The 26,783-nt window shown below is 60.5% G+C and carries 26 protein-coding genes; 9 read left to right on the plus strand and 17 right to left on the minus strand.

Going from position 1 to position 26,783, the window contains the following annotated elements:
• Positions 1-101: 101 nt before the first annotated feature.
• Positions 102-311 (minus strand): cold-shock protein, encoded by a 210-nt coding sequence (locus LOY68_RS06495; RefSeq protein ID WP_002554837.1) that lies wholly within the window; start codon positions 309-311, stop codon positions 102-104.
• A gap of 355 nt (positions 312-666) precedes the next feature.
• On the opposite strand from LOY68_RS06495, the gene dcd reads away from it, so the two are divergent.
• Together dcd and LOY68_RS06505 are read left to right on the plus strand one after the other, a co-directional pair.
• Positions 667-1,233: a dCTP deaminase gene (gene dcd / locus LOY68_RS06500; protein WP_054047011.1), complete on the plus strand. Its 567-nt coding sequence runs from the start codon at positions 667-669 to the stop codon at positions 1,231-1,233.
• A gap of 106 nt (positions 1,234-1,339) precedes the next feature.
• Positions 1,340-1,549 carry a hypothetical protein gene (locus LOY68_RS06505; RefSeq protein WP_054047009.1) on the plus strand — a complete coding sequence of 70 codons (210 nt, stop codon included), beginning with the start codon at positions 1,340-1,342 and terminating at the stop codon, positions 1,547-1,549.
• 137 nt (positions 1,550-1,686) lie between these two features.
• Here LOY68_RS06505 and pdeM read toward each other — a convergent pair whose 3' ends face one another.
• From pdeM to LOY68_RS06560, 11 genes are all read right to left on the minus strand, one after another.
• A complete protein-coding gene (pdeM, locus tag LOY68_RS06510) occupies positions 1,687-2,343 on the minus strand; it encodes a ligase-associated DNA damage response endonuclease PdeM (RefSeq protein ID WP_265043700.1) in 657 nt (218 codons plus the stop codon).
• The gene (locus LOY68_RS06515; RefSeq protein ID WP_265043701.1) at positions 2,343-4,829 is read right to left on the minus strand and encodes a ligase-associated DNA damage response DEXH box helicase; all 2,487 of its coding nucleotides are present in this window, start codon (positions 4,827-4,829) and stop codon (positions 2,343-2,345) included. The genes pdeM and LOY68_RS06515 overlap by 1 nt, the downstream gene beginning before the upstream one ends.
• Before the next feature lie 163 nt (positions 4,830-4,992).
• Positions 4,993-5,757, minus strand: coding sequence for an ABC transporter ATP-binding protein (locus LOY68_RS06520; protein ID WP_054047003.1), 765 nt, complete (start codon positions 5,755-5,757; stop codon positions 4,993-4,995).
• Positions 5,758-5,770: 13 nt separating this feature from the next.
• On the minus strand, positions 5,771-6,889 hold the full coding sequence (locus LOY68_RS06525) for a succinylglutamate desuccinylase/aspartoacylase family protein (RefSeq protein WP_265043702.1): 1,119 nt from the start codon (positions 6,887-6,889) through the stop codon (positions 5,771-5,773).
• A gap of 29 nt (positions 6,890-6,918) precedes the next feature.
• Positions 6,919-7,629 carry an ABC transporter permease gene (locus tag LOY68_RS06530; RefSeq protein ID WP_054046999.1) on the minus strand — a complete coding sequence of 237 codons (711 nt, stop codon included), beginning with the start codon at positions 7,627-7,629 and terminating at the stop codon, positions 6,919-6,921.
• Positions 7,626-8,354, minus strand: coding sequence for an ABC transporter permease (locus LOY68_RS06535; RefSeq protein WP_054046997.1), 729 nt, complete (start codon positions 8,352-8,354; stop codon positions 7,626-7,628). Before LOY68_RS06535 ends, LOY68_RS06530 begins: the two co-directional genes overlap by 4 nt.
• Positions 8,355-8,410: 56 nt before the next feature.
• Complete coding sequence (locus LOY68_RS06540) at positions 8,411-9,193, minus strand: transporter substrate-binding domain-containing protein (RefSeq protein ID WP_163908827.1); 783 nt, start codon at positions 9,191-9,193, stop codon at positions 8,411-8,413.
• A 217-nt stretch (positions 9,194-9,410) separates the two neighbouring features.
• Positions 9,411-11,099 (minus strand): ATP-dependent DNA ligase, encoded by a 1,689-nt coding sequence (locus LOY68_RS06545; RefSeq protein WP_265043705.1) that lies wholly within the window; start codon positions 11,097-11,099, stop codon positions 9,411-9,413.
• Positions 11,096-12,127 carry a ligase-associated DNA damage response exonuclease gene (locus LOY68_RS06550; protein WP_163908829.1) on the minus strand — a complete coding sequence of 344 codons (1,032 nt, stop codon included), beginning with the start codon at positions 12,125-12,127 and terminating at the stop codon, positions 11,096-11,098. Before LOY68_RS06550 ends, LOY68_RS06545 begins: the two co-directional genes overlap by 4 nt.
• A gap of 200 nt (positions 12,128-12,327) precedes the next feature.
• Entirely contained in the window at positions 12,328-14,778 is a 2,451-nt protein-coding gene (locus tag LOY68_RS06555; RefSeq protein WP_265043707.1) for a penicillin acylase family protein, read from the minus strand.
• Between the two features lie 132 nt (positions 14,779-14,910).
• Positions 14,911-15,555, minus strand: a complete 645-nt coding sequence (locus LOY68_RS06560) for a glutathione binding-like protein (protein ID WP_265043709.1) — start codon at positions 15,553-15,555, stop codon at positions 14,911-14,913.
• 145 nt (positions 15,556-15,700) lie between these two features.
• On the opposite strand from LOY68_RS06560, the gene LOY68_RS06565 reads away from it, so the two are divergent.
• On the plus strand, positions 15,701-16,258 hold the full coding sequence (locus tag LOY68_RS06565; RefSeq protein ID WP_265045751.1) for a cysteine hydrolase family protein: 558 nt from the start codon (positions 15,701-15,703) through the stop codon (positions 16,256-16,258).
• A 203-nt stretch (positions 16,259-16,461) separates the two neighbouring features.
• Here the strand turns inward: LOY68_RS06565 and LOY68_RS06570 are convergent, their stop codons facing one another.
• The 4 genes from LOY68_RS06570 to LOY68_RS06585 all read right to left on the minus strand — a co-directional run bounded on the left by LOY68_RS06570 (position 16,462) and on the right by LOY68_RS06585 (position 18,303).
• A complete protein-coding gene (locus LOY68_RS06570) occupies positions 16,462-16,671 on the minus strand; it encodes an SEC-C metal-binding domain-containing protein (RefSeq protein ID WP_265043711.1) in 210 nt (69 codons plus the stop codon).
• A gap of 5 nt (positions 16,672-16,676) precedes the next feature.
• Positions 16,677-17,162 (minus strand): LEA type 2 family protein, encoded by a 486-nt coding sequence (locus LOY68_RS06575; protein ID WP_265043712.1) that lies wholly within the window; start codon positions 17,160-17,162, stop codon positions 16,677-16,679.
• Positions 17,163-17,324: 162 nt separating this feature from the next.
• Positions 17,325-17,801 (minus strand): YchJ family protein, encoded by a 477-nt coding sequence (locus tag LOY68_RS06580; protein ID WP_163908833.1) that lies wholly within the window; start codon positions 17,799-17,801, stop codon positions 17,325-17,327.
• Between the two features lie 4 nt (positions 17,802-17,805).
• Positions 17,806-18,303 carry a DUF6231 family protein gene (locus LOY68_RS06585; protein ID WP_163908834.1) on the minus strand — a complete coding sequence of 166 codons (498 nt, stop codon included), beginning with the start codon at positions 18,301-18,303 and terminating at the stop codon, positions 17,806-17,808.
• 190 nt (positions 18,304-18,493) lie between these two features.
• Here LOY68_RS06585 and LOY68_RS06590 point away from each other — a divergent pair, with 190 nt between their 5' ends.
• From LOY68_RS06590 to LOY68_RS06605, 4 genes are all read left to right on the plus strand, one after another.
• The gene (locus LOY68_RS06590) at positions 18,494-19,189 is read left to right on the plus strand and encodes an OmpA family protein (RefSeq protein ID WP_163908835.1); all 696 of its coding nucleotides are present in this window, start codon (positions 18,494-18,496) and stop codon (positions 19,187-19,189) included.
• A 93-nt stretch (positions 19,190-19,282) separates the two neighbouring features.
• The gene (locus LOY68_RS06595) at positions 19,283-20,005 is read left to right on the plus strand and encodes an OmpA family protein (RefSeq protein WP_054046972.1); all 723 of its coding nucleotides are present in this window, start codon (positions 19,283-19,285) and stop codon (positions 20,003-20,005) included.
• Between the two features lie 150 nt (positions 20,006-20,155).
• On the plus strand, positions 20,156-20,434 hold the full coding sequence (locus LOY68_RS06600) for a DUF1145 domain-containing protein (RefSeq protein WP_054046970.1): 279 nt from the start codon (positions 20,156-20,158) through the stop codon (positions 20,432-20,434).
• Positions 20,427-21,185, plus strand: coding sequence for a collagen-like protein (locus LOY68_RS06605; RefSeq protein ID WP_265043717.1), 759 nt, complete (start codon positions 20,427-20,429; stop codon positions 21,183-21,185). The genes LOY68_RS06600 and LOY68_RS06605 overlap by 8 nt, the downstream gene beginning before the upstream one ends.
• A 131-nt stretch (positions 21,186-21,316) precedes the next feature.
• Here the strand turns inward: LOY68_RS06605 and LOY68_RS06610 are convergent, their stop codons facing one another.
• Positions 21,317-21,781, minus strand: a complete 465-nt coding sequence (locus LOY68_RS06610; RefSeq protein ID WP_265043718.1) for a CopD family protein — start codon at positions 21,779-21,781, stop codon at positions 21,317-21,319.
• Between the two features lie 99 nt (positions 21,782-21,880).
• On the opposite strand from LOY68_RS06610, the gene dinG reads away from it, so the two are divergent.
• Entirely contained in the window at positions 21,881-24,025 is a 2,145-nt protein-coding gene (dinG, locus tag LOY68_RS06615; RefSeq protein ID WP_054615949.1) for an ATP-dependent DNA helicase DinG, read from the plus strand.
• 95 nt (positions 24,026-24,120) lie between these two features.
• Positions 24,121-26,616: a beta-galactosidase gene (locus tag LOY68_RS06620; protein WP_265043719.1), complete on the plus strand. Its 2,496-nt coding sequence runs from the start codon at positions 24,121-24,123 to the stop codon at positions 26,614-26,616.
• Positions 26,617-26,783: the final 167 nt, after the last annotated feature.

Genomic DNA, 26,783 nt, shown 5'->3' on the forward strand with positions numbered 1-26,783 from the left:
GAATAATATAGAAGGACGAGAGGATGGCGTAAGGCAAAAACAGACGCCCACAAAAAAGCCCCGCTTTTAAGGGCGGGGCTTTTTACTAAAGCAAGTACAAGTTAGATAACTTGAACTTCTTCAGCTTGCATGCCTTTCTGACCGCGGGTAGCGATGAAAGAAACCTGTTGGCCTTCTTTCAGGCTTTTGAAGCCGTCGGATTGGATAGCTTTGAAGTGAACGAACAGGTCGTCACCGGATTGTGGAGTGATGAAGCCGAAGCCTTTTTCATCGTTGAACCACTTAACGGTACCGGTTTGGCGATTAGACATGGTGTAACTCCTTGAACAAAGATAACTGCGACGCAGGAAGAACCCTGGCCGAGACTGAGTGCAAAGAGCAGGAAAAATTCTTGTAGATGGTTGGATCGAAATTCAACATATCGTGTAGAGATTCTCAGTGACACAAGCAGCACAGTGGCGCCACCTTAACCCTTTTTGAGTAACGTGCCAATGTTTCTTGCGAAGGTTTCTCTGTTTTCGTGACTGACGGTGCATCTTATTGGCGCCAAGGCCCGGCAATCAGGGGGGATCGGCGAGAATTAATACCTGCGCTTTGAACCCGGAGCGCGCGCCTAGTAAGATGCCGGACAGAATTTTTCCACCTCGCTATTCAGGACACCCCGCCATGAGCATCAAATCGGACAAGTGGATTCGCCGCATGGCGCAAGAGCACGGCATGATCGAACCGTTCGTCGAGCGCCAGATGCGCGGCGAAGGTGCCGAGCGGCTGATTTCCTACGGTGTGTCGAGCTACGGCTACGACGTACGCTGCGCCGGTGAATTCAAGGTGTTCACCAACATCAACTCGGCAATCGTCGATCCGAAGAACTTCGACGAGAAGAGCTTTGTCGACGTAACCAGCGATGTCTGCATCATCCCGCCGAACTCGTTCGCCCTGGCCCGCACCGTGGAATTCTTCCGCATCCCGCGCAACGTGCTGACTATCTGCCTCGGTAAAAGCACCTACGCCCGTTGCGGCATTATCGTCAACGTGACGCCGCTCGAGCCTGAGTGGGAAGGTCACGTGACCCTGGAATTCTCCAACACCACCACATTGCCGGCGAAAATCTACGCCAATGAAGGTGTCGCACAGATGCTGTTCTTCGAATCCGACGAAGAGTGCGAAGTCTCCTACAAGGACCGTGGCGGCAAGTATCAGGGCCAGCGCGGCGTCACCCTGCCACGCACTTGATCCGTCCATCTGACAGATCCCGGGAATTCTTCAGCAGGTAGACACTCTATTGGGTGTACTGCCCGGTTTGCGCACAGCGAACCGGGCCACTGCTCAGGAGTGCTCCATGAAGATCGATCCGCAAATCAGCGCCGAACTGGCCAGGCTTGAGCCCAATCAGGTCGGTGTTTTGGCCTGGTCCTTGTTGGCACATCCGCCAATCAATATGGCAGGGGGCATCCCTGGCCAGCCTGATCCCGATACCCCAAACGAACAGCCGACCGAACCCGGTGAGCCAACCCTGCCGGATGAGCCGCCTCCAGCACCTGTCGCCTGATGTGGCCTCCTGCGCTTATCGCACGACGCGTCATCCTGTAGGAGCGAAGCTTGCTCACGAAGGCGGTGTGCCAGTCAAAAATGATGTCGACTGGCACACCTCCTTCGCGAGCAAGCTTCGCTCCTACAGAGTTAGCGTTAGCTGATCGGCCATATTTCGTTGTCGCCGATGACGAAAATCCTGCAACTCTCGTCCGCTTCAACTTGATACCCACCGGTAAATGCGCCGAATGCGGGCAATAGACTGATTTCCGTCCCCAGCCTGAAACACGCCAAACGCAAGCTTTGCCGGCCTTTGCCGTTCAGCCGATAAACCGGATGCACATGCCCCGCCAGGACATGCCGGCTCGGGTGCGGATCCGGTTCATGCTGCAAGGAAAACGGCCCCAGCAAGAAAGGCTCGGGCACCACGCGGATGTTCAGCGAAGCCGGCGGATCACCCGCCCGCTTGTCATGGTTGCCGCGAATCAGCGTCATCGGCAGATCGCGATGGCGTTCGCGCCAGGCTGCCAGCGCCGTCAAGGTGTCCACGGCGTGTGAGCCGGGCCCGTGGAGAAAGTCACCAAGGAAAATCAGCTGGCGACAGGGCAGGGCCGCCAGCAACCCATCCAGCACCGCGATGTTTTGCGCAGTCGTGCCCCGTGGCACCGGCTGGCCGAGGCTGCGATAGGCCGCAGCCTTGCCGAAATGCACATCGGCGATCAACAGCGCTTGCTGGGCGGGCCAGTAAATCGCTTTCTCGGGCAATAACCACAATTCTTCGCCGGCCAGGCGCACAGGATAAGGCGTGCTCATCAGGCTTTCCCGGTCTGTGCGGTTTTCTCGAGATCGCCGACCATGCGCCTGATTCGATCCGCCAGTTTTTCGGAACTCATGCTCTCACGCATCCGCTCCACCAGCAGCGGAAAGCCCAGAGGCGTCGGACGTTTGATCTGATGCAGATCGAATTTCAGACTGTTGATGCGGGCCAAGGTCTGCTCCAGTCGTTGAATATCCAATTCTTCGCGTAGGACTTCTTTCCCTGCCTGGTCAAGCAACAGGTTGTCGGCGTCGTACTGCTTGAACACTTCGAAGAACAAGCCGCTGGATGCCTGGACCTGTCGCGTACTCTTTGGCGCGCCGGGATAACCGGCGAATACCAGGCCGGCAATCCGCGCGATCTCGCGAAAACGCCGCAACGCCAGTTCACCGGCGTTCAGGCTGGCGAGCACGTCGGGCAACAGCTGCTCGGCGTTGAACAAGTCGGGGTTCAGATGAACGGACCAGTCAATCGGCGTTGCGCTGAGCAATTCCAGGCCGTAGTCGTTGACCGCGATGGAAAACGTAACCGGTTGGCGCTGACTGACCCGCCAGGCCAACAGGCTCGCCAATCCCAGATGCACCTGGCGCCCGGCGAAGGGATAGAGGAACAAATGCCACCCCTCGCGCGATTTAAGCGCCTCGGCCAGCAGCGAATTTTCGGTCGGCAACCCGGACCAGCGTTGCTGCACCTCCAGCAGTGGACGCAACGCGGTCATTTCCGGGCCGTCAAACTGCCCCGATGCTGCTGCACTGAAACGCGCGACAACCGCCTGCGCCAACTCGCTGGACAGCGGCATGCGCCCGCCATTCCAGCGTGGCACCGCAGCTTTTTTCACGTTGCTGCGCTTCACGTACGCGGTCATGTTTTCCACACGGACCAGTTCCAGCAAGCGTCCCGCGAACAGAAAACCGTCGCCAGGCTTGAGCCGGGCGATAAACCCTTCCTCGACACTGCCCAGTTGTTTGCCGCCACCGCCCTTGCTCCAGTACTTCAGCTGAATGCTCGCATCGCTGACGATGGTGCCGATGCTCATGCGATGTCGGCGCGCCAAGCGTGCATCCGGCACACGCCAGATGCCCTGTTCATCGGGCTCGACCCGGCGATAATCCGGATAAGCCGTCAGAGAAAGTCCGCCGTGGCGTACGAAGGCCAGCGCCCAGGCCCAATCCGCTGGCGTAAGGTCGCGATAAGCCCACGCGCTGCGCACTTCTTCGTACAGCTCATCGGGCATAAACCCACCGCCCAATGCGATGCTGACCAGATGTTGCACCAGTACATCCAGCGGCTTATACGGTGATTCGCGGGGTTCGATCCGTCGTTGCGCCACGGCATCTTGCGCGGCGGCGGCTTCGATCAGTTCCAGGCTGTGGGTCGGCACCAACGTCACCCGTGAGACGCGTCCCGGCGCATGCCCGGAGCGTCCCGCCCTCTGCATCAGCCGCGCCACGCCTTTGGCCGAACCAATTTGCAGCACGCGCTCCACCGGCAGGAAGTCCACGCCCAGGTCCAGGCTCGACGTGCAGACCACGGCTTTGAGTTGTCCGTCCTTGAGGGCCCGCTCAACCCAGTCACGGGTATCGCGTGACAGCGAGCTGTGATGCAAGGCAATCAACCCGGCCCAATCCGGGCGCGCCTCCAGCAAAGCCTGATACCAGATCTCCGATTGAGCGCGAGTGTTGGTGAACACCAGGCTGCTGGGACTCGATTCGATCTCGGTGACGACTTGCGGCAGCATTTTCAAACCGATGTGCCCGGCCCAGGGGAAACGTTCGATGGCTGGCGGCAACAAGGTATCGACGCGCAGGTCTTTGCTGCTCTGGCCCTGGACGCTGATGCCGCCACCATGCGGAATCAAGACCTGTTCGGCGTGGGATTGATTACCCAGCGTTGCGGAAACGCCCCAGACGATCAGTTCGGGATGCCAACGACGCAAGCGGGCGAGGGCCAATTGCAATTGCACGCCGCGCTTGTTGCCGAGCAGTTCGTGCCATTCGTCGACCACCACCATGCGCAAGGTCGACAGCGCAGTTTGCGCATCGGCGCGGGCGAGCATCAGGGTCAGGCTTTCCGGGGTAGTGATCAGCGTGGACGGCAGGCGCCGGCTCTGACGGGCGCGTTCGCTGCTGCTGGTGTCACCGGTACGCAGACCGACGCTCCAGGGTATCTGCAAATCCGCCAGCGGCGCTTCCAGGGCGCGAGCGGTGTCGGCGGCCAAGGCGCGCATCGGAGTTATCCACAGTACGGTCAGCGGTTCGGCAACCGGTTTGCGTTTGCGCGGTGTTTCAACCGGCGCGACGCAAGAGGCGAAGCGGTTGAGCGCCCCAAACCACACCGCGTAGGTTTTACCGGCACCGGTGCTGGCATGCAGCAACCCGGATTCGCCCCGTTTGACCGCCGTCCATACCTGTTTCTGAAAGGCGAACGGCTTCCAGCCACGGGCGGTGAACCATTTTTTTGCGAAGTCGGGGGAGGTTCCCATGCCGGCGGCGTGCGCTCTGAAAGTGTTCTTTCAGTGACCGCGACGGGATACGAAAGGTTTAATTGCGATACGTGGTCCTGTAGGAGCCAGGCTTGCCGGCGAAGGCGATTTCAAGGACGCCTTCGCGAGCAAGCTTTGCTCCTACAGGGTGAGGGCGGTGGTCTTACTTGAGGTTACCGCTGAGGAACTGTTGCAGCCGCTCACTCTTCGGATTGCCCAACACATCCTCCGGCGCGCCTTGTTCCTCTACCAAACCCTGGTGCAGGAACAACACTTGGCTCGATACTTTGCGCGCGAAGCTCATTTCGTGGGTCACCATGATCATGGTCCGGCCTTCTTCGGCGAGGCCCTGGATCACGCGCAGCACTTCACCCACCAGCTCCGGGTCGAGGGCCGAGGTCGGTTCGTCGAACAGCATGACTTCCGGTTCCATGGCCAAGGCGCGGGCAATCGCCACCCGTTGCTGCTGGCCACCGGAAAGAAACGCCGGGTATTGGTCGGCAACACGCGCCGCCAGACCCACTTTGTCGAGGTAGCGCCGGGCGCGGTCTTCGGCTTCTTCCTTGCTGCAACCCAGCACCCGGCGCGGGGCCATGGTGATGTTTTCCAGCACGGTCATGTGGCTCCACAGGTTGAAATGCTGGAACACCATCGCCAGGCGCGTGCGGATCCGTTGCAGTTCATCGGGATCGGCCACGTGCATGCCGTGACGGTCCTTGACCATGCGGATGTCTTTGCCATCCAGGCTCATGGCGCCGTCGTTGGGTTGTTCGAGGAAGTTGATGCAACGCAGGAAGGTACTTTTCCCCGAGCCGCTGGCGCCGATCAGGCTGATGACGTCGCCGGTGTTGGCCTTGAGCGAAACACCTTTGAGCACATGATGGTCGCCATAGCTTTTATGCAGGCCGTCGATGGTCAATTTATACATGGGGCATGCATCCTCAAGGCGAAAGTAGGTAGCCGCTGCGATAGGCTTCGGTGCCCGCGACGTGGGCGATCACCATGCCGGCAGTGGCCATGCGGCGCAGCGAACGGGCGTACATCAGCCCGGCGGCGGTGCAATGGATGGGGGTGACGCGATCATTGATCGGGTCGATGATTTCGGCGATCAGTTGCCCGGCGTCCAGGTATTGCCCCGGCAGCGCGGTGAACACCAACAACCCGCCGACTGGCGTGGTCACTGGTTCAACGCCGGCCAGCGGCGTGGCCGGGTAGGGCAGTTCCGGCAGCGGCGCTGCTTCGCCGGCGATGGCGCCGAAGTGAATCAGGTAGTCGATCAGCGCCTGGCAATCGCGGCTGGCCAGCGGGTGATAGACGTCGCCCTGGCCGCGCAATTCGACGGTGACCGAGAAACTGCCCAGCGGAATATCGAAGTGCTCGCCGAAGCGCTCCTTCAACTGCCACCAGAGCAGCGTGAAACATTCATCGAACGACTGCCCACCGGAATCGGTGGCCAGCAGACTCGCCTCGGCACCGATGTAGCGCGCCAGCGGCTCGACCTGCGGCCAGGCTTCGGGCGTGGTGTAAAGGTGCGCGACGGCTTCGAAATCGCAATGCAGGTCCAGCACCATATCCGCATCGCAGGCCAGCCGTTGCAGGGTCAGGCGCTGGGATTGCAGTTGCGTGCCGGCGGTCTGGCGGGCGAGGGCGTTGCGCAGGCTGGTGCGGATCAGTTCGAGGTTGTGCCGCGAATCGTCGCCGAGCTGGCCTTCGATCTCGTTGCCGACCTCTTCGCTCAAATCGACGAACCAGCGATTGAAGTTCTGCCCGCTCTCCAGCTCATAGCGGCCCAGCGGCACATCCATCAACACTTGTTCCAGGCCCACCGGGTTGGCGACGGGCACCAACACGATTTCGCTGCGCAGGCGGCCGGCGGCTTCCAGCTCCGCCAGGCGTTGCTTGAGGTGCCAGGCCACCAGCATGCCGGGCATTTCATCGGCGTGCAGGGACGACTGGATGTAGATCTTGCCTTTGGCCGACGCGGGGCCGAAGTGGAAGCTGTGGATCTGTCGTGCGGTCCCCGGCAGCGGGGCCAGCAAGTCATGTATCTGGTGGCGCATGTTCGTCTCTTTATTCCTGAAAACGGGTCCTAGTGAGTCGGCCCGAGGAAGGCCAGCCATCGACGTTCGGCGAGACGGAACAGGCCGACCAGCGCAAAGGTCACGGTCAGGTAGATCAGCGCAGCGATGCCGAACGACTGAAAGGTCAGGAAGGTCGCCGAGTTGGCGTCCCGCGCGACTTTCAGGATGTCGGGGATAGTCGCGGTGAACGCCACGGTGGTCGAGTGCAGCATCAGGATCACTTCGTTGCTGTAATAAGGCAACGAACGACGCAGGGCCGAAGGCATGATCACGTAGGCATACAGCTTCCAGCCAGTCAGACCATAGGCCTTGGCCGCTTCGACTTCACCGTGGTTCATGCTGCGGATCGCCCCGGCGAAAATCTCCGTGGTGTAGGCGCAGGTGTTCAGGGCGAAGGCGAGGATGGTGCAGTTCATCGCATCGCGGAAGAACGCATCCAGCACTGGTTGCGCACGAATGGCTGCCAGGCTGTAGATCCCGGTGTAGCAAATCAGCAATTGGATGTAGAGCGGCGTGCCACGGAACAGGTAGGTGTAGAACTGCACCGGCCAGCGAATATAGAAATGTGGCGACACCCGGGCGATGGACAGCGGGATCGACACCAGGAAACCGATGAAGATCGAGGCACTGAGCAGCCACAGGGTCATGGCCAGGCCGGTGATGTTGTTGCCGTCGCTATAAAGGAAGGGTTTCCAGTATTCCTGCAAGAGTTCGATCATCGTACGGCCTCCCGGGAACCGGCGGCGTAACGGCGTTCGAGCCAGCGCAGGACGAAGTTGGAAGCGCTGGTGATGACCAGGTAGATCAGCGCGGCAAGCACCAGGAAATAAAACAGTTGGTAGGTGCTTTTACCAGCGTCCTGCGCGGCTTTGACCAAATCGGCGAGGCCGATGATCGACACCAGCGCGGTGGCCTTGAGCATCACCATCCAGTTGTTGCCGATACCCGGCAGGGCGAAACGCATCATTTGCGGGAACACCACGATTCGAAAACGCTGGCCGCGTTTGAGGCCATAAGCGGTAGCGGCTTCGACCTGGCCCCGAGGCACGGCGAGGATCGCCCCGCGGAAGGTTTCGGTGAAATACGCACCATAAATGAAGCCCAGGGTAATGACCCCGGCGCTGAACGGGTTGATCTCGATGTATTCCCATTCCATGAAATCGGTAAACGACGTCAACCAGGTTTGCAGGCTGTAGAAGATCAGCAGCATCAGCACCAGGTCCGGCACGCCACGAATCAGCGTGGTGTAGATCTGGGCCGGAACCCGCACCAGTTTGACTTTTGACAGTTTGGCGGTGGCGCCGAGCAGGCCGAGCAATACGGCCACCAGCAGCGACAACGCCGATAATTTGATGGTCATCCAGGTGCCTTCCATCAGCAAAGGACCGAAGCCCTTCAAGCTGAAGGCTGAGAGCCCCAGGTTTTGTAATAGGTTTTCGAACATAAATCAGCAACCTGATCGGATGAAAAAAGCGCCCATCGCGAGATGGGCGCCGGGCATTATTTGCCGCTGTACAGATTCAGATCGCCAAAGTGTTTCTTTTGAATCTCGGCGTATTTGCCATCGTCGTGTAACGCTTTGATACCTTTATCCAAAAGCGCTTTCAGCTCGGTGTTACCTTTCTTAATACCGACAGCCGTTTTGGCCGGGAGCAAAGCGTTGTCGACTGGCTTGCTGACATCGTAATCGGCACCTTGTGGCGACTTCAGGAAGCCCAGTTCGGCTTGCAGCATGTCCTGAATACCTGCGTCGAGACGCCCGGAAGTCAAGTCGGCATAGACCTGGTCCTGGTTGGCGTAGGCCTGGGTTTTAACGCCAGCCTTGTCCAGAACGGCTTTTGCATAGGCTTCCTGGATGGTGCCTTGTTCGTAGCCGACGGTCTTGCCCTTGAGCGAAGCGACGTCTGCGGTGACCCCGGAACCTTTCTTGAACACGTAGGCGGTCGGGCCGGAGAACAGCTCGCTGGAGAAGTCGATGACTTTTTCGCGCGCTTCGGTGACGGTCATCGAAGAGATCACACCGTCGAATTTGTTGGCCTTGAGGCCCGGAATCATGCCGTCGAAATCGCTTTCGACCCATTTGCACTTGACCTTCAGCTCGGCGCAGATCGCATTGCCCAGATCGATGTCGAAGCCCACCAGGCTGCCGTCGGCCGCTTTGGACTCGAAGGGTGCGTAGGAAGGGTCAACGCCAAAACGCAGTTCTTTGTACTCCTTGGCCAGCGCGGAGCCGGCAGCCATGCACAACGCCAGTGCAGAAAGGGTCAGCAATGCTTTTTTCATTATTCAATCCCTAAGAACCAATATGAGCGCTTGTGGCGCAGAATTATTGTTACTGGAAAGCGTAAGACCTAATGAAAGTAGCAATTTCCGAACCAGAGTCCCGAACAAGTGTTTTAAAAGTGATTCAGAAGTAGCCGGGGCGGATTTGTGCACGGAAACGGGCGTCGGAAATTTACTGCACCAATATAGATCAGATCGACACAAAAACCTGTGGGAGTCAGGTCAGAAGGTCTTGCAGGGTTGCGAGGCTATCGGCGTCTTCCACCGACTTATCCTGCCGCCAGCGCAACATTCTCGGAAAACGCACCGCGATTCCACTTTTGTGGCGCTTGGACAGGGCAATCCCTTCAAAGCCCAGCTCAAACACCAGGCTCGGTTTCACGCTGCTCACTGGCCCGAACTTCTCCACGGTGGTTTTGCGCACGATGCTGTCGACCTTGCGCATTTCCTCATCGGTCAGCCCCGAATACGCCTTGGCGAACGGTACCAGCGACCGTTCACTGGCGTCGGGCGGGCCGTCCCAGACGGCGAAGGTGTAGTCGCTGAACAGGCTCGCCCGGCGACCATGGCCCCGTTGCGCATAGATCAGCACCGCATCGACGCTGAACGGCTCGACCTTCCATTTCCACCACACGCCCATGTCCTTGGTCCGGCCGACGCCATACATCGCATCCCGCGCCTTGAGCATCATGCCCTCGACGCCAAGCTGTCGCGACGCTTCCCGTTGCCGGGCGAGGTCGAGCCAGTCTTCACCGGTCAGCACCGGCGAGGCGAGGAGCACCGGGCTGTTGCAGGTGGCGATGACCTTATCCAGTTGAGTGCGCCGTTCGGCCTGGGTGTGGTTGCGCCAGTCTTCGCCTTGCCATTCCAGCAGGTCGTAGGCGAGTAACACTACTGGCACCTCTTCGAGGATTTTCTTGCCCAGGGTTTTACGGCCAATCCGTTGTTGCAACAGTGCGAAGGGTTGCACCGCCGGTGGCGCTGTCGATTGCGGATCGAAGGCGTCTTCGGTGGTTGGGTGGGTGGATTTCCAGACCACGATTTCCCCGTCGATCACCGTGCCGTCCGGCAAACCATGGGTCAGCAACTCCAGTTCAGGGAAACGTTCGCTGACCAGTTCTTCGCCACGGGACCAGATCCACAATCGGCCTTCACGCTTGACCACTTGGGCACGGATGCCGTCCCACTTCCATTCCACCTGCCATTGGCTGGCCGGGCCGAGCAGTGTTTCGAATTGTTCCACCGGTTGTGACAAGGCGTGGGCGAGGAAGAACGGATACGGCTGGCCGCCCCGTTGCGCATGTTCGTCATCGGAGGGTGGCGCGATCAGTTTGAGGTAATGCGCTGCGGTCGGTCGGTTGGACAGGTCGGTGTAACCCACCAGGCGCTGGGCCACGCGTTTGCTGTCGAGCCCGGCCATCGCCGCCAGCGCCCGGGTGACCAGCAACTTGGACACGCCGACACGAAAACTGCCGGTGATCAATTTGATGCACAGCATCAGGCTGGAGCGGTCGAGTTGCGCCCACAGGGCTGGAAGGCGCCGGGCCAGGAACTCCGGGGTTTCACCGCGCAGCGGCAGCAGTTTGTCTTCGATCCACACCGCCAAGCCGTCGGTAGAACTGTGGGTGGCTTCGGGCAGCACCAGCGAGATGGTTTCCGCCAGATCACCGACCGCTTGATAACTCTCTTCGAACAGCCACGTCGAGAGCCCGGAAATCTCCACCGCAAGTTCCCGCAGCGCGCGCACCGGCACCAACTGCCGAGGCCGGCCACCTGAGAGAAAATACACCGCCCACGCGGCATCTTCCGGCGCAGCCTGGGCGAAGTAAGCCTGCATCGCTGCGAGTTTGGCGTTGCTCGAAGTGGTGGCGTCGAGCTCGGCGTACAACTCGGCGAAGGCTTTCATGCTTGCACCTCGGCGGTTTCCGCGACGACACCGTGGTCTTCCTCGTCATCGCCGTATTCCGTGCTGAACCCCTGCGCATCCAGCCCTTGTTCGCACAGATGCCGCACCAGCACCGCGACCGAACCGTGGGTGACCATCACCCGTTCGGCGCCGGTCTGTTCGATGGCCCAGAGCAGGCCCGGCCAGTCGGCATGGTCCGACAGCACGAAACCCCGATCCACGCCGCGCCGCCGCCGAGTGCCGCGCAAACGCATCCAGCCGCTGGCGAAACTGTCGCTGTAGTCGCCGAACCGGCGCATCCAGGTGCTGCCACCGGCCGACGGTGGGGCGATGACTAAGGCCTGGCGCATGATCGGATCGCTCTTTTTCACGTCGCCGGCATAAATCGTGGGTGGCAGGTAAATACCGCTGTCGCGATAAACCTGATTGAGCGGTTCCACCGCGCCGTGCACCAGAATGGGGCCGAGGCTGGCATCGATGCCGTGGAGAATGCGCTGGGCCTTACCGAAGGAGTAGCAAAACAGCACGCTGGCCTTCTCGGCGGCGATGTTGGCCTGCCACCACTGATTGATTTCGGCAAAGATCTGCGACTGGGGCTGCCAGCGATAAATCGGCAGGCCGAAGGTCGATTCGGTGATGAAAGTGTGGCAACGCACCGGTTCGAACGGCGCGCAGGTGCCATCGGGCTCAATCTTGTAATCGCCCGAGGCGACCCAGACTTCACCGCCGTATTCCAGGCGCACTTGCGCCGAGCCGAGTACATGGCCAGCGGGATGAAAACTCAGGGTGACGCCGTGGTGCAGCAGGCGTTGGCCGTAGGGCAGGGTTTGCAGGTTGATGTCCTGGCCCAGGCGCGAGCGCAAGATCCCTTCGCCGGGAGCGGCCGCCAGGTAATGTTGATTGCCGGTGCGGGCGTGGTCGCCGTGGGCGTGGGTAATCACCGCGCGCTCCACCGGACGCCAAGGGTCGATATAGAAATCACCGGCGGGGCAGTACAAACCTTCGGGACGCGCGATAACAAGGTCCATGTTGTTGCCAATATGGGGGGGCTTGTTAGCTAGGAGGTTTTTGCGAGGTGAGAAGTTCTATTAGGTTTTCAGGGCAAATGAAAATTCAAAACTGTGGGAGCGAGCCTGCTCGCGAAAGCGATGTGCCAGGCAACGATGATGTTGACTGACATGCCGCCTTCGCGAGCAGGCTCGCTCCCACATTGGGACGGTGTTTAGCGTTATTTACCCGGTGTCAGGGTCAACCGCGCCTTGCCATACGCTTTGTCGAAGTTCTGCGGTTGCATCGGCAGGCTCATGTACTGGCCCTTGAGCCACGGGTCGATGCTGTCGAGGTAGTTCGGGCTCGCCGGGTTGCCGGACTGGCCGGTACCGTTCTGGCCCATCAGCGGTTCGGACTGGCCGAAGTCGACGATAAAGCGCATGGACGGCACCAGCGTGGTGTTGAAGTCCTGGCCCCAGGCGAACGCTGCCGTGTTCAACGTGGTGTGATCGCCGCCGGCCGCCAGCGGACCGCGCGCGGTCTGGCCGCTGGCATTCTTCCACTCATAGTGGTGCAGTTTGCCCCATTGCCAGGCTTTGTGATCGCCGCCCAACTGACTGTCGCCGGCACTGATGGCCGCTGCCAGGCTACGGGCGAGGATCGCCGGTTTGTCTTCTTTCTGCGGGGTGCGCGCGTCATCCCAGAACGGGCTGTCTTCGCGACCGAGCAGGTGATCGGCCTGGGCCGCGTAGGACAACTTGCCGTTGGCGATAAACGCCTTCCAAGCAGGGCTGCTTTCCGGGCCCAGTTCGTCGAGGAAGATTTGCTTGGTGCTTTCCTGCAGGAACAGCTCATAGATTGCAGCATCGGCAGACGTCGGGCCGAGCTTGCCGTCGAACGCCATCAACCGCGTCAACGCCTCGCGAGCCTTGCCGCGATCAGCTTCCGGCAACGCTTCGATCGCCTGTTTCAGCGGCTGGGCCATGCCCGGCGCTTCAAACATTTTCTTCAGTTTGGCGGCGAAGGTGGTGGTCTGGTCGTACTGCATGGCGATCAGGCTGCGGCTGTCGTGCTTGCCTGCGCCGGCCAGTTCGGCCATGCGCTCGCCACGTTCCGGGGCGGACCAGGAATTCGACAACTGCATGCCGTAGCCATGGGGAATGACCCGCTGGTTGGCGGTGCCGAGCCAGCCTTGGGCCGGATCCTGGTCATACGGGTGCAGCATCGGGTCGGCGTAACCGTCCCAATCGTAGCGACCGTCCCAGCCCGGCGACGGCAACAGGCCTTCGCCTTCGCGACGGTTCGGGTAGCGACCGGTGACTTGCCAGCCGATGTTGCTGGCGTCGGCAAATACCAGGTTCAGGGCGATGGCGCGGATTTCACGGCTCGCGTCCGAGGCTTTCTCGACGGTTTGCGCGCGGGACAGGTCGAAGAACGCGTCCAGGGTCTTGTCGTCGGTGAAGCTTGGAGTCTGCAAGGCGAGGCCGAAACCGTTGGCCATGGTCAGACCCTGGGCGCTGTTGAGCAGCGGCCCGTGGCGGGTTTCATACACCGCTTCGCGAAGCGGTCGCTGGCCTTTGACGAAGTAGGTTTCGTTACGCACCACCACCGGCTGCCATTTGCCATTGGCTTCGTAGGTCAGGCCGTTGCCTTGGCGTTTGATTTTTTCCAGGAACAGGTCCTGGTTGTCGCCCATGACCGAGGTCATGCTCCACGCCACTTTGCCGTTGAAACCGCCGAGCACCATGGGCAGGCCGGCAATGCTGACGCCTGCCGCCTGATATTTCGGCGCGCGGATCTGCACGTAGCTGAACAACGACGGCACGCCCATCGGCCCGTGACTGTCGCTGGCCAGCAGGCTTTTGCCGCTGCGGCTGCGTTGCGGGCCAATGGCCCAGTTGTTCGACGAGGTGGCGCCGAGCAGATTCAGATCGGACAGTTGCCCGGTGGCCTTGGTGATTTCCGCCAGGCCCGGGATCGCGCCGTTGAGCTTGATGCCCTGGAGCTTGTCGGCTTCGCCCGTTGGCAGCTTTTCGTCGGGCGCGGACGGCGTCAGCCATGGGAGCTTGTCGGTGTTGACGGTTTGCGCCAGCACTAGCGAAGAGATTTCTTCCGGCAGGTTGGCCGACTGGCTGAAATTCAACAGGCAGAAAATCAGCGCCGAATCTTCCGGCTTCCAATATTCAGGCTTGTAGCCGCTGGCGGCGAGATCGGCCGGCAGCTTGTCGCGATAACGGAACAGGTAGGCGTTGACGCCTCGGGCATACACTTCAAAGAAGCGCTTGAGCCGTGGCGAAGAAGCTTTGTATAGCTCACCGGCGCTTTTCTTCAGGTTGACCGCGCGCATATAGCGGTCGGCGTCGAGCAGGTCCGCACCGGACATTTCTGACAGGCGGCCCTCGGCCAGCAGGCGCATGGTCACCATTTGCGTGAGGCGGTCGCTGGCGTGGACATACCCGAGGGCGAACAGCGCGTCGTGGAAGCTGTTGCTTTCGATCAACGGCATGCCCATGGCATTGCGCCGAACCGAAACGTTCTGCGCCAGGCCCTTGAGCGGCTGCACGCCGGAGGTCGGCGGGAGGGTGTCCTGGGTGTTCCAGGTCTGACAACCGGTCAGGCTCAAAACACCGGCCACTGCTGCGGCAACGCCGAACCGGGGAAGAAAATGTGTGAGGGCTGGCGAGGCCATGGCAAAGCTCCTGCGGGGGTAGTAACGCAATAAAGGCGCTACGTTAGTGAGCAGGAGGTGGCCGCGCAAGCGGCGGCGGGGTTATTTCTTCACAGTGATCGTTCCCACGCTCTGCGTGGGAACGATCAACGGTCAGGATTTAGGCGGATTCACCTTCGCCGCAATCGCATACGCCTTCACTGTCGCCGGTCGGTTCTGGATGTGGGTGAACCAGCGCAGCACATTCGGGAAGTCTTCGAGGTTCTGGCTCTGCCACTTGTGGGAAACGATCCACGGGTAGATCGCCATGTCGGCAATGCTGTACTCATCCCCGGCGACAAACTCATTGCTCGCCAGTTGTTTGTCGAGCACACCGTAGAGGCGGGCGGTTTCGTCGATGTAGCGTTTGATCGCGTAGGGGATTTTCTCAGGCGCGAACTGACTGAAGTGATGATTCTGCCCGGCCATCGGCCCCAGACCGCCCATCTGCCAGAACAGCCATTGCAAGGCTTGCTGGCGCCCACGCAGGTCTTTGGGCAGGAACTGGCCGGTTTTCTCTGCCAGGTACAGCAGAATGGCCCCGGACTCGAACAGCGACAACGGCTCACCACCATCCGCAGGCTCATGATCGACGATGGCCGGGATTTTGTTGTTCGGGGAGATTTTCAGGAATTCAGGCTTGAACTGGTCGTTCTGGCTGATGTTGATCGGGTGCACGTCGTACTTGAGGCCGGCCTCCTCGAGGAAAATCGAGATTTTGTGGCCGTTGGGGGTGGTCCAGTAATACAGGTCGATCATGGAGTACTCCAAAAAATAGACGTCATAAGGTACGGACAGCAACCGCTCGCATTAGGTCGTCCTGTTTGCACTGGAGAGCTTGCCTGTAGGAAGAGGTGATGCTGAAGTGCGTGAAATTCAATGACCCGACATGAGAAAAGTCAGCATGGAGCTCAAGACCAACGCAGCGCTGATCATCATCGACCAGCAAAAAGGCATCCTGCAGCCCAGGCTTGGGCGTCGAAATAATCCTCAGGCCGAGGAGCGCATTCTCGATTTACTGGTGTTTTGGCGGCGCACATCCCGGCCGGTGATCCACGTGCAACACCTGTCCCGCTCAGCGGATTCGGTGTTCTGGCCCGAGCAATCGGGGGTGGAGTTTCAGGAGCGGTTCCAGCCAATGGCGGGCGAGCAACTGATTCAGAAACAGGTGCCGGATGCGTTTTGTGCGACAGGGCTGGAGGCGCGGTTGCGCGAAGCGGGGATTGATCAGTTGATTATCGTTGGCGTGGCGACTAACAACTCGGTTGAGTCCACGGCGCGCACGGCCGGGAACCTGGGGTTTGATACCTGGGTGGCGGAGGACGCTTGCTTTACCTTCGACAAGGCCGATTTTTTCGGTAATGCGCATTCCGCTGAAGAAGTGCATGCCATGTCGCTGGGCAACCTGCATGGCGAATACGCGACGGTCACCAGCACCGCGCAGATACTGAAGCCTGAATGAAATCCCTGTGGGAGCGGGCTTGCTCGCGAAAGCGGTATGTCTGAGACAGTGATGTTGAATGTGCCGCCGCTTTCGCGAGCAAGCCCGCTCCCACAGGGGATCTGCTGTGTACACGAAGCCTGTGTACGGCGCCGATCAAAATGTGGGAGCGAGCCTGCTCGCGAAGGCGATTCAACTGGCGAAGCAAATCTCCGCCCGAAGCATCAAGCGCCGTGGCACTTCTTGAATTTCTTGCCGTTGCCGCATGGGCAAGGGTCGTTGCGGCCGACGTCTTTCAGGGCGTTGCGCACCGGTTCCTGGTGAGCGTGGCCGCAGTTCGGGCCGTGGACATGGCCATGGTCGTGATGGTCATGGGCATGATCGTCGTGATCGTGATTGCAGTCAGGGCCATGAACATGGGGTTGCTGGGTCATCGGGGTTACTCCGGAATTAAATCGGCGGGGATTATCACGCCATTACGCGCAAGGTGCACGTAGTGCGCGATGAATAAACCGGTTTCCAGTTCACCTTCCAGACGATAGGGAATGGGTTGCTTGGGGCTTTTGAGCATTTTCACCAGGTCGCGAACCTTGGGCCACAGGTTGGTGCGGATCGGCACTTTGAAATACGCGCTGTGCTTGGGACTCACCGTGAACCAGTGCTCGTGCTCGCCTTCTGTCAGCAGCATGTCGCCCAGATGAATGCGGTACTCCAGGCTGCGGACGGTCAAGTCACTGTCGTTGGGGTTATCGACGCGAAAGTGCAGGATGAATTTCTGTTCCAGCAGCTTGGCCCGCACAACTTCGACCTTGACCAGATGCACCTGGGGATCGGGTTCGTCGCTGCTGAACCAGGAGGCGCAACCGCCCAGGCTCAGGAGGATGAGCAGGGTGAGCAGATGTAAGGCGTGGCGTTGACGGATCATGGTGAGGTTTCTCCCTTGTAGCAGCTGGCGAAGCCTGCGTTCGGCTGCGAAGCAGTCGCCATCCTGGCAACTCGGTCTAACCGGCACACCGCGGCGCCTGATCTCACGACTGCTGCGCAGTCGAACGCAGCCTTCGGCAGCTGCTACAGGGTGACCATCATCTCAAGCGCCGAAATATCCTGCGCAACACTTCTTGAATTTCTGCCCGCTCGCACACGGGCAGGCGTCATTGCGCCCGGCCTTGAGCTGTACGGTCGGGTCGATGAAGTACCAGTGGCCGTTGTTCTGCACAAACGAGGAACGCTCGCGGTGACTGTGTTCGCCGCCGCCATCGTGCCAGCGGGCCGTGAAGGTCACGAAGGCATGTTCCGGTTGACCGCCAAACACCTCGGAGCTTTCCACTTCAAGACCGAGCCAGGTGCTCTGGGCGCTCCAGTCGCTGATGGACTGACGATCGAGCCCCGACTGTTGGGCGGGCAGGGTGGTCGCCACCAGATAGTCGATCAGCCCCAGCACGTAGGCGCTGTAGCGCGAGCGCATCAAGGCTTCGGCGCAAGGGGCCGGATGGCCGGCATGGTAATGACCGCAGCAGGCATCGAGCAGGGTGCCGCTGCCGCAAGGGCAAATGGATGTACTCATTGCGTTACCACCAGTATTTCCCGAAGTTTTCCGGATTGGCCCAGAACCTTGAATTGAGCCAGTCGGGCACCTGTTTATAGTCAAGAAGATCATAGGTGAACAGCGTCAACACCTGCTCCTCACGCTGGAAACGTTCGCTGGCTTGCAAGGCCAGGGAGAAGAAATCGGTTTCCTGCCAGCCGCTGGCCGGCAAATCCGCCAACACCGCGATGCGACTGGCGTTCAGGTTGCGGATCCCGCCCAACAGATTCAAACCATCGCGTTTGGGCAAGTGCTCCAGGCAATCGACCACCAGCGCCAGGTCAAAGCGCCGCGCCGCCAGCTCTGCCGGCAGTGGCCCGGGTTCCGCATGAGCGACGCAACTGTCCGGGTGCGCGAGCTTGAACGCTTCCAGCGCCGGGAACTGGCTGGCGCCAATCAGCAACAGGCGCGCCGGGGCATAGCGGTCAAGCAAAGCGGCCAATGCCTGCTGGGGCGTGCGTGAAGAAATACCTGCAATCATCGAAGATCCTCAATCAGAACTGCCAAGACTAGCCTGCCCCAACGTCCGGGCCTAGAGCCACCGAGTGGCAAAAGTGCCGATCTGCCGTGAACATTGGGCAAAACGGCAATGGCCTATTGCTGGCGGAGATTAAAACTCCGGTCTTTACTCCCTGAATCGGTTTTAAGCCGATCCCTCAGGAGAAAACTAGATGAGCATAGTTCGGACAGCATTACCCTTGGTTCTGCTAACCAGTGTGTTGACTGGTTGCGCAGGTTTGCAGAAAACCGACTGGCCGACCTGTGCGGCGGTCGGCGGTGTCGTGGGTGCCGGTCTCGGTGCCACCGAAAGTTCGGCATGGGCGGGGTATGGTGCGCTGCTGGTCGGCGGCACGGCAGCCGCTTATTGCTGGGTACACGGTGATGGCGACGAAGATGGCGATGGCGTGCCGGATAGCCGTGACAAGTGCCCGCATACGCCTAAAGGCGTGCAGGTCGATGCCGACGGTTGCCCTCCGCCAGTCCCTGCACCAGTGGTTGAAGAGGCCGTGGTGGTCAAGGAAGAAACCATCGTCATCCGCGATGTTCACTTCCAGTTCGACAAAGCCACACTGACTCCATCCGATAAAGAGGTGCTCGACAAAGTCGCTACTCGCCTGAAACAGGAATCGTCTACCGCGCGCCTGACCGTGACCGGCCACACCGACAGCGTGGGCAGCGATGCCTACAACCAGAAACTGTCGGATAAACGTGCGCATTCGGTGGTGGAATACCTGATCCACGATGGCGTACCGCGCAGCAGCTTCGTGTCGGTAACCGGTAAAGGCGAGAGCCAGCCAGTGGCCGATAACAAAACTGCGGATGGCCGCGCGCAGAACCGTCGCACCGAAATCAAAATCGAGCGTTAAAAGTCCCTTCCGCTCCGCGGCTTGTGCAGTCGCGGATGCGGGTCTTTACTCCTGTGTAACCGGTATGGGCCGGTAACACAGGAGCATTCACAAATGAGCGTTCTAACACGGACCGTCTTACCGGTTCTGCTGCTTGGCAGCCTGTTGACCGGTTGCGCTACTCACAGCGATGGCACTGCCCCCTTGAATCAACGTACCTGGCCGATCTGCAGCGTCATTGGCGGACTGGTCGGCGGTGGCCTGGGTGCTATCGAAAGTGGCGGTTGGGCGGCCGGTGGTGCGGCGCTCGGTATCTTGACCGGTGGCTTGATCTGCTACGCCCAGGATGGCGACGAAGACAGCGATGGCGTCTTCGACCGCCGCGATCGTTGCCCCGATACGCCGGAAAATACCCCGGTCGATCATCGTGGTTGCCCGTTGCCGCAATACCCGGCCAGCGTGAAACCCGTCGAGCCTGCACCGGTCTCCGAAGTCATCACCCTGAGCGATGCCGGCAACGTGCTGTTCGCGTTCGACAAGTCCGACCTGACCCCTGCGGCCCGCAGCCAACTGGATGCATTGATGGCCAAGTTGCAGAACGCGGACGTGGTCAGCATCAAAGTGGTGGGCCATACCGATAGCAAAGGTTCGGATGCCTACAATCAGGCTTTGTCGGAACGTCGCGCCAGCAGCGTGGCGGCTTATCTGTTGAGCCAGGGCCTGGCGCCAAACAAACTCACCAGCGAAGGCAAAGGTGAAAGCCAACCGGTGGCCGACAACGAAACAGAAGAGGGGCGCGCGAAAAACCGACGTGTGGAATTGCACATCAACCGCTGACACATGACTCATAACGTTGATCTAGAGCCGCCGGGTGCCGAAAGTCGGCCATCCGGCGGCCACGTTGAAGAATTTTCTCTTGCCCTCTGGCTTATCCCTTGCGGAAGCCGTTACTGTGCGCTCAAAGAATAATTCTCAACGGGGGAGCGTATGAAGGTGTTTTGGGGGCTGGGGAAGCTGTTGACCCTATTGTTCTGGCTGGTGGTACTGGTCAATCTGCTGATTCCGTTTATCAATCCGCTGCACCTGCTGGTCAGTATGGCCGGCGCCCTGCTGGCGATTATCCATTTTCTTGAAGTGCTGCTGTGTAACCGCAGCCTCAAAGGTCGCGCCCATCCTTGGCGTGATCGCTTGAAGATTCTGTTCTTTGGCGTTTTCCACCTGCAAACCATTCCGGCCCCGGCCGTACCAGGGGCTTCCCATGCGTAAACTCTGTCTGCTCGCTGCACTCATCAGCCCATTGGCCTGCGCCCAGGTCGTGAGCGTCGAAACCAATTCCCTGATGCGCTTGCCCAACACGGCCAGCACCTTGCAGCTGGAAAAACTCGAAGTCGCCGACTACGGCACTTTGCTGATTCCCTCGAACGTGACGGAAGTGACGATCGGCGAATTGCACCTGGGGCGTGATGCACGGATCGCTATCGTGCCCGGCGAACAGGCGCTGGAGCTGAAAGTCAGCCGCGCCGATTTGTCCGAAGGCAGCCTGATCACCGCGCGCGGTGCGCCAGGGACGTATCTCAAGGCTGCGCGCTCGGGTCGTAACCTGAATTTGCAGATCAAATCATTGAACGCGCCGAAGCTGACCGTGGACGCACGTGGTGGTGCGGGTGCGCCGGGGTTTGTTGGTCTGGATGGCGCCAACGGCGAAGAGCCGGGTTGCACCTGGGGCCAGGCCGGTCGTGGTTTCGACGGCAGCAATGGCAGCGACGGCCAGCCTGGAGCGGCCGGTGCACTGGTCCGCCTGGAAGTGCCGCGCGATTACCCGTCCGAACAGATCAAGGTCCAAGTCGCCGGCGGTGCCGGTGGTCTGGCCGGGCCTGGCGGTAAACCGGGTGCGGGAGGCAAGGCCAAGGGTTGCCTGGTGTACAAGGCTGATGGCGGCAAGAGTGGGCGCCCGGGCGTTGATGGCCAGCCAGGGCCTGCGGGTGCGGCGGGATCGGTGATGGTTCAGCGGTTGTAAGCCGTTTCTGAAATGTGTGTCGTCTGATCGATAGTCTTCGCGGGCAAGCCTCGCTCCTACAATTTTTGAGTCGTCTGTGATATTCGCGAACGACATGAGTCCTGTAGGAGCGAGGCTTGCCCGCGAAGCTTTTAGAACATCGGCCGAGCCGCCGCGATCGTCACCAGCAACAACCCCACAATCAGATTAATCCCCACCAACTTGCGAATCTTCCCCAGCGCCGCCGCACCCGCCGGCCAGTCCTGCGCGTCCACCGCTGTGCGCAATTCCGGCAGCAACAACGCCTGGATCCGGATAAACAGCGCAGTCATCACAACGTACAAGCCCATCATCACCTGCACATAGCGCGGTGCCGCTTCAAACCCGGCGTATTGCAGATGAATCATGCCCACGCCGCTGATCGGCAAAACCACCACCGCGACCCAGACCCAGCGAAAAAAACCTTGAAACACTTCTACCCACAGCTTCAAACGGCCGGGTCCTTCCAGGGCCTTCATCGCCGCCGGGCGCAGGACCATCCAGGCGAAAAACATGCCGCCGACCCATACCAGGGCGGACAGCACATGCAGGGTGTAAACGAGGCTAAAAGCGGTCATTGGGGTACTCCGTTCTGCGCGGGATTAATTAGCGCGGTATGATAGCCGCCGATCCGAACCACTGAAAATTTATCCAGCGTTTTTTGCGCCCGACTATCCATGATCAGCACCGAACTCAAAACCACGATCCAGGGCGCCTACACGCGTTTTCTTGAAGCCAAGAGCCTCAAGCCGCGCTACGGCCAACGCCTGATGATCGCCGAAATTGCCAAAGTCCTCGGTGACATCGACACCGACGACGAAGGCCGGCGCAGTGGCGACCCTGCGATTGTCGCGGTGGAAGCCGGCACCGGTACCGGTAAAACCGTGGCCTACAGCCTGGCGGCAATCCCGACGGCCAAGGCTGCGGGCAAACGCCTGGTGATCGCCACGGCCACCGTGGCCCTGCAAGAGCAGATCGTCTACAAGGATTTGCCCGACCTGATGCGCAACAGCGGGCTGAATTTCACATTTGCCCTGGCCAAGGGCCGTGGGCGCTACATGTGCCTGTCCAAGCTCGACATGTTGCTTCAGGAAGGCCACGCACAAACCGCCACCGCGCAGTTGTTCGAAGAAGAAGGCTTCAAGATCGAAGTGGATGAGGCCAGCCAAAAGCTCTTCACCAGCATGATCGAGAAGCTCGCCGGCAATAAATGGGACGGCGACCGCGACAGTTGGTCCACCGCCCTCGAAGATGCCGACTGGGCGCGCCTGACCACCGATCACAGCCAGTGCACCAACCGTCATTGCCCGAACTTCGGCCAGTGCGCCTTCTACAAGGCCCGCGAAGGCATGGGCAAGGTTGACGTGATTGTCACCAACCACGACATGGTCCTGGCCGACCTGGCCCTGGGCGGCGGCGCCGTGTTGCCGGACCCGCGCGACACCATCTACGTGTTCGACGAAGGCCACCACCTGCCAGACAAGGCAATTGGTCACTTCGCCCACTACACGCGCCTGCGCTCCACTGCAGACTGGCTGGAAACCACCGCCAAGAACCTCACCAAATTGCTGGCCCAGCACCCGTTGCCGGGCGATCTGGGCAAGTTGATCGAACAAGTGCCGGAGCTGGCGCGGGAGATCAAGACCCAGCAGCAGTTCATGTTCACTGCGTGCGAGCAGGTCGCCGACTTCAAACCCGGCGAAGACGTCGAAGGCCGTGAGCGCCCGCGTCACCGTTTCGTCGGTGGGGTGATCCCCGAGCACATGCGCGAGATGGGCGTCGAGCTGAAGAAAGCCTTCGCCCGCCTCACCGATTTGTTCACCCGCCTCACCGAACTGCTCAAGGAAGGCATGGACGGCGAGGTCAACATCGGCATCGCCAGCAACCAGGCCGAAGAGTGGTATCCACTGTTTGGCAGCCTGTTGTCCCGTTCTTCGGGCAATTGGGAGTTGTGGACCGCATTCACCGCCGAAGACCCGGAAGACAACCCGCCGATGGCCCGTTGGCTGACCCTGGCCGAAAGCGGTTCGCTGTTCGATATCGAGGTCAACGCCAGCCCGATCCTTGCGGCGGAAATGCTCCGTCGCAATTTGTGGAACGTGGCCTACGGCGCACTGGTGACCTCGGCGACCCTGACCGCCCTCGGTACGTTCGACCGTTTCCGTATGCGCGCCGGCCTGCCGAAGAAAGCCGTGACCGCCGTGGTCCCGAGCCCGTTCCATCACGCCGACGCTGGCGTGCTGCGAGTGCCGGACCTGAAGGCCGATCCGCGTGATGCACCGGCCCACACCGCCGCAATCATTCGTGATTTGCCGTCGCTGGTGGAAGGCTCGCGAGGCACTCTGGTGCTGTTCTCTTCGCGCAAACAGATGCAGGACGTGTTCGACGGCCTGGACCGCGACTGGCGCAAGCAAGTGTTCATTCAAGGCAACCTGTCGAAACAGGAAACCCTGAACAAGCACAAGGCTCGGGTCGATGGCGGGGATTCCAGCGTGCTGTTCGGCCTGGCGAGTTTCGCCGAAGGCGTGGATTTGCCCGGCGCCTATTGCGAACACGTGGTCATCGCCAAGATCCCATTCTCGGTGCCCGACGATCCGGTCGAAGCCGCGTTGGCCGAATGGATCGAAGCCCGTGGCGGCAATCCGTTCATGGAAATTTCCGTGCCGGACGCCTCGCTGAAACTGGTCCAGGCCTGCGGTCGCTTGCTGCGCACCGAAGAAGATCGCGGCACCATCACGTTGCTCGATCGACGCTTGGTCACCCAGCGTTACGGCAAAGCGATCCTCAATGCGTTGCCTCCCTTCCGGCGTGAAATTTCCTGATACACGCGTGGGCAGTTTTGCCCACCGCGTTGTCTATCTCTCTGTCATCGCTTTTCCATTGGCCATTGTTGGTCGTTAGGGAGAATTTCGTTCTCATGATTCGTCGTTCGTTGCCTGCTGTATTTGCCCTGTTGTTCGCAACGCCCTTGCTCGCCGCACCCGCCGGCCAGCAGACGCTGTTCAACTTTGTTCGCCCCGCCGACGTGGTCCAGGTGGCGACCCAGGACGCCAGCCTGCCGCAATCCAACGCCGAGCAAACGGCCGAAGGCGAAGTGCTGCGCCGGGTGACCTTCAACCCGGTGGCCAAGCCTACTTTGCGCCTGACCCCGCAGACCGGCGCCTGGGACTGGTCGCAGTCGGGTGTCATGAGCTTGCGGGTCCAGAGCGCGATGAACTGGGCCTTAACCCTGTACGTGACCATCCAGAGCAACGACGGCAAGACCCTGGTCAGCCGCGTCGATCTGCCGGCCGGCCCGGCGCAAACCCTGCTGGTGCCGTTAGTGGCCAGTTCGCCGCTGAGCCAGGGCATGAAGGCCGGCCCGCCGATGCCCATGACGGTCGACGGTCAGCGCGTGTTGCTCGCCAGCAGCAGCGGTGAACTGGATCGCAGCCAGGTGGTGTCGGTGAGCTTGTCGATGGACCAGCCGAAAGTCGCCCAGAGCATCTTGCTGGAACGCTTCGGCGTACAGGACGGCGAGGACGTGAGCAAAGCGGTTTATGGCGCTCTGGTGGATGCTTACGGCCAATCGACCCGGGCCAAGTGGCCGGAGAAAGTCAGCAGCGACGAGCAACTGAAGTCCGCTGCCGCGAAAGAACAGCAGCAACTGAAAACCTGGCTGGCCGAGCGCGAGAAGTCGTCCCTGGACAAGTTCGGTGGCTTGAACAAAGGCCCGGCGTTCAAGGCCAGCGGTTTTTTCCGCACCGAGAAGCGTGACGGTCGCTGGTATCTGGTGACCCCGGAAGGTCATCCGTTCTATTCCCTGGGTGTGAACACCGTTGCCCCGGACGTCGATCAAACCTACATCGCCGGTCGCGAGTGGATGTTCGAATCGCTGCCCAAGCCTGACGAACCGCTGGCCAACCAATATGGCGAAGGCGACAACCGTGGTGGTAACGGCGCCGATCAGGGCCGGGCCTACAACGTCGGGCGCTGGTACGACTTTTATGGCGCCAACTTGCAGCGCATCTATGGTCAACCGTGTGCGGTGAGCAGCGAAACCAAGGCCGGTGTGGCCGAAGCAGCCAAGGCTGATGCGGTGGCACAGACTGCGGAAAAAGCCGCCGAGCAACCTGTCGCGCCTTCAACGGCCGAGTCCGGCATCGCCGAAGCCGCCAAGACCAACGCAGCCGAAGCCACCGTCGCCAAAGCGGCCGAGCCCTGCAAAGCGGTGGTTGATGAGCAACGCTGGACCGACCACACCCTGAATCGCCTGCAAGCCTGGGGCTTCAACACCGTCGGCAACTGGAGCGATCCGGCGCTGGGCAACGCGGATCGCGTGCCGTACACCTTGCCGCTGTCGATCGTCGGCGATTACGCCAGCATCAGCACCGGCATTGACTGGTGGGGTGGTATGCCTGACCCGTTCGACCCGCGTTTCGCCATGGCCACCGAGCGTGCCGTGGCCATCGCGGCTCGGGATCACCGTGATGATCCATGGCTGATCGGTTACTTCGCCGACAACGAGTTGGCTTGGGCCGGTCCCGGCGATGACCCGAAATCCCGTTATGCCCTGGCCTACGGCACTTTGAAAATGACCACCGACGTGCCGGCCAAACGTGCGTTCCTCAAGCAATTGCGCGACAAGTACCGCAACCAGGCGGGCCTGTCGAAAGCGTGGGGCATTGACCTGCCTGCGTGGGAATTGATGGAAGATCCGGGCTTCGTGGCGCCGCTGCCAAGCGCCGAACACCCGGAAATCGAAGCCGATTACAAATACTTCCAGAAGGTCTTTGCGGACACTTACTTCAAGACCATTTCCGACTCGCTCAAGTGGCACGCGCCGAACCAGTTGCTGCTCGGCGGCCGTTTCGCCATTAGCACCCCGGAAGCCGTCGAGTCCTGCGCGCAGTATTGCGATGTGTTGAGTTTCAACATGTACACCCTGCAACCCCAGGACGGTTACGACTTCGAAAAACTGCGTAGCCTGGACAAACCGGTGCTGATCACCGAGTTCAATTTCGGCTCGGCGGATCGCGGCCCGTTCTGGGGCGGCGTGACGCAACTGGCCAAGGAAGAAGACCGTGGCCCGGCCTACGCCAACTTCCTCAAACACGCGATGAGCGAACCGTCGATTGTCGGCGTGCACTGGTTCCAGTACCTCGATCAACCGGTGACCGGTCGCTTGCTGGATGGCGAGAACGGCCACTTCGGCCTGGTGGGCATTACTGATGTGCCGTTCCAGGGCTTCGTCGACAGCGTGCGTAAAAGTAACCTGGCAGCCGTCGATCAACTGGGTAAAGAGGCCGAGAAGGCCAAGGCCGAGGCGGATAAAGCCAGCCATGCGGCCGAGGGCGGCAGGAAAGCCGACGCCGGCAAAGGCCCGGGGCAGGGCGTCGGGCATGCGGGCGGGCATTCCGGGAATGGGCATTAAGGCTTAAGACCGCGTTATCGTTCTTCGCGGGCAAGCCTCGCTCCTACAGAGTTTTCGCGATCCCTGTAGGAGCGAGGCTTGCCCGCGAAGGCGTCTGCGGATTCACCACTTTGTTCAAAACAAATCTATGGGCGGCTACACCGCCCAGCCCGCCCCTGTTCCCAAAA

The sequence above is a fragment of the Pseudomonas sp. B21-053 genome (genome assembly GCF_026016365.1).
In the GTDB taxonomy this organism is placed as follows: domain Bacteria; phylum Pseudomonadota; class Gammaproteobacteria; order Pseudomonadales; family Pseudomonadaceae; genus Aquipseudomonas; species Aquipseudomonas nunensis.

Bases quoted from the DNA above. Each gene is read 5' to 3' on its own strand.
- LOY68_RS06495 (WP_002554837.1), bottom strand. From the start codon at position 311: ATGTCTAATCGCCAAACCGGTACCGTTAAGTGGTTCAACGATGAAAAA.
- dcd (WP_054047011.1), top strand. From the start codon at position 667: ATGAGCATCAAATCGGACAAGTGGATTCGCCGCATGGCGCAAGAGCAC.
- LOY68_RS06505 (WP_054047009.1), top strand. From the start codon at position 1,340: ATGAAGATCGATCCGCAAATCAGCGCCGAACTGGCCAGGCTTGAGCCC.
- pdeM (WP_265043700.1), bottom strand. From the start codon at position 2,343: ATGAGCACGCCTTATCCTGTGCGCCTGGCCGGCGAAGAATTGTGGTTA.
- LOY68_RS06515 (WP_265043701.1), bottom strand. From the start codon at position 4,829: ATGGGAACCTCCCCCGACTTCGCAAAAAAATGGTTCACCGCCCGTGGC.
- LOY68_RS06520 (WP_054047003.1), bottom strand. From the start codon at position 5,757: ATGTATAAATTGACCATCGACGGCCTGCATAAAAGCTATGGCGACCAT.
- LOY68_RS06525 (WP_265043702.1), bottom strand. From the start codon at position 6,889: ATGCGCCACCAGATACATGACTTGCTGGCCCCGCTGCCGGGGACCGCA.
- LOY68_RS06530 (WP_054046999.1), bottom strand. From the start codon at position 7,629: ATGATCGAACTCTTGCAGGAATACTGGAAACCCTTCCTTTATAGCGAC.
- LOY68_RS06535 (WP_054046997.1), bottom strand. From the start codon at position 8,354: ATGTTCGAAAACCTATTACAAAACCTGGGGCTCTCAGCCTTCAGCTTG.
- LOY68_RS06540 (WP_163908827.1), bottom strand. From the start codon at position 9,193: ATGAAAAAAGCATTGCTGACCCTTTCTGCACTGGCGTTGTGCATGGCT.
- LOY68_RS06545 (WP_265043705.1), bottom strand. From the start codon at position 11,099: ATGAAAGCCTTCGCCGAGTTGTACGCCGAGCTCGACGCCACCACTTCG.
- LOY68_RS06550 (WP_163908829.1), bottom strand. From the start codon at position 12,127: ATGGACCTTGTTATCGCGCGTCCCGAAGGTTTGTACTGCCCCGCCGGT.
- LOY68_RS06555 (WP_265043707.1), bottom strand. From the start codon at position 14,778: ATGGCCTCGCCAGCCCTCACACATTTTCTTCCCCGGTTCGGCGTTGCC.
- LOY68_RS06560 (WP_265043709.1), bottom strand. From the start codon at position 15,555: ATGATCGACCTGTATTACTGGACCACCCCCAACGGCCACAAAATCTCG.
- LOY68_RS06565 (WP_265045751.1), top strand. From the start codon at position 15,701: ATGGAGCTCAAGACCAACGCAGCGCTGATCATCATCGACCAGCAAAAA.
- LOY68_RS06570 (WP_265043711.1), bottom strand. From the start codon at position 16,671: ATGACCCAGCAACCCCATGTTCATGGCCCTGACTGCAATCACGATCAC.
- LOY68_RS06575 (WP_265043712.1), bottom strand. From the start codon at position 17,162: ATGATCCGTCAACGCCACGCCTTACATCTGCTCACCCTGCTCATCCTC.
- LOY68_RS06580 (WP_163908833.1), bottom strand. From the start codon at position 17,801: ATGAGTACATCCATTTGCCCTTGCGGCAGCGGCACCCTGCTCGATGCC.
- LOY68_RS06585 (WP_163908834.1), bottom strand. From the start codon at position 18,303: ATGATTGCAGGTATTTCTTCACGCACGCCCCAGCAGGCATTGGCCGCT.
- LOY68_RS06590 (WP_163908835.1), top strand. From the start codon at position 18,494: ATGAGCATAGTTCGGACAGCATTACCCTTGGTTCTGCTAACCAGTGTG.
- LOY68_RS06595 (WP_054046972.1), top strand. From the start codon at position 19,283: ATGAGCGTTCTAACACGGACCGTCTTACCGGTTCTGCTGCTTGGCAGC.
- LOY68_RS06600 (WP_054046970.1), top strand. From the start codon at position 20,156: ATGAAGGTGTTTTGGGGGCTGGGGAAGCTGTTGACCCTATTGTTCTGG.
- LOY68_RS06605 (WP_265043717.1), top strand. From the start codon at position 20,427: ATGCGTAAACTCTGTCTGCTCGCTGCACTCATCAGCCCATTGGCCTGC.
- LOY68_RS06610 (WP_265043718.1), bottom strand. From the start codon at position 21,781: ATGACCGCTTTTAGCCTCGTTTACACCCTGCATGTGCTGTCCGCCCTG.
- dinG (WP_054615949.1), top strand. From the start codon at position 21,881: ATGATCAGCACCGAACTCAAAACCACGATCCAGGGCGCCTACACGCGT.
- LOY68_RS06620 (WP_265043719.1), top strand. From the start codon at position 24,121: ATGATTCGTCGTTCGTTGCCTGCTGTATTTGCCCTGTTGTTCGCAACG.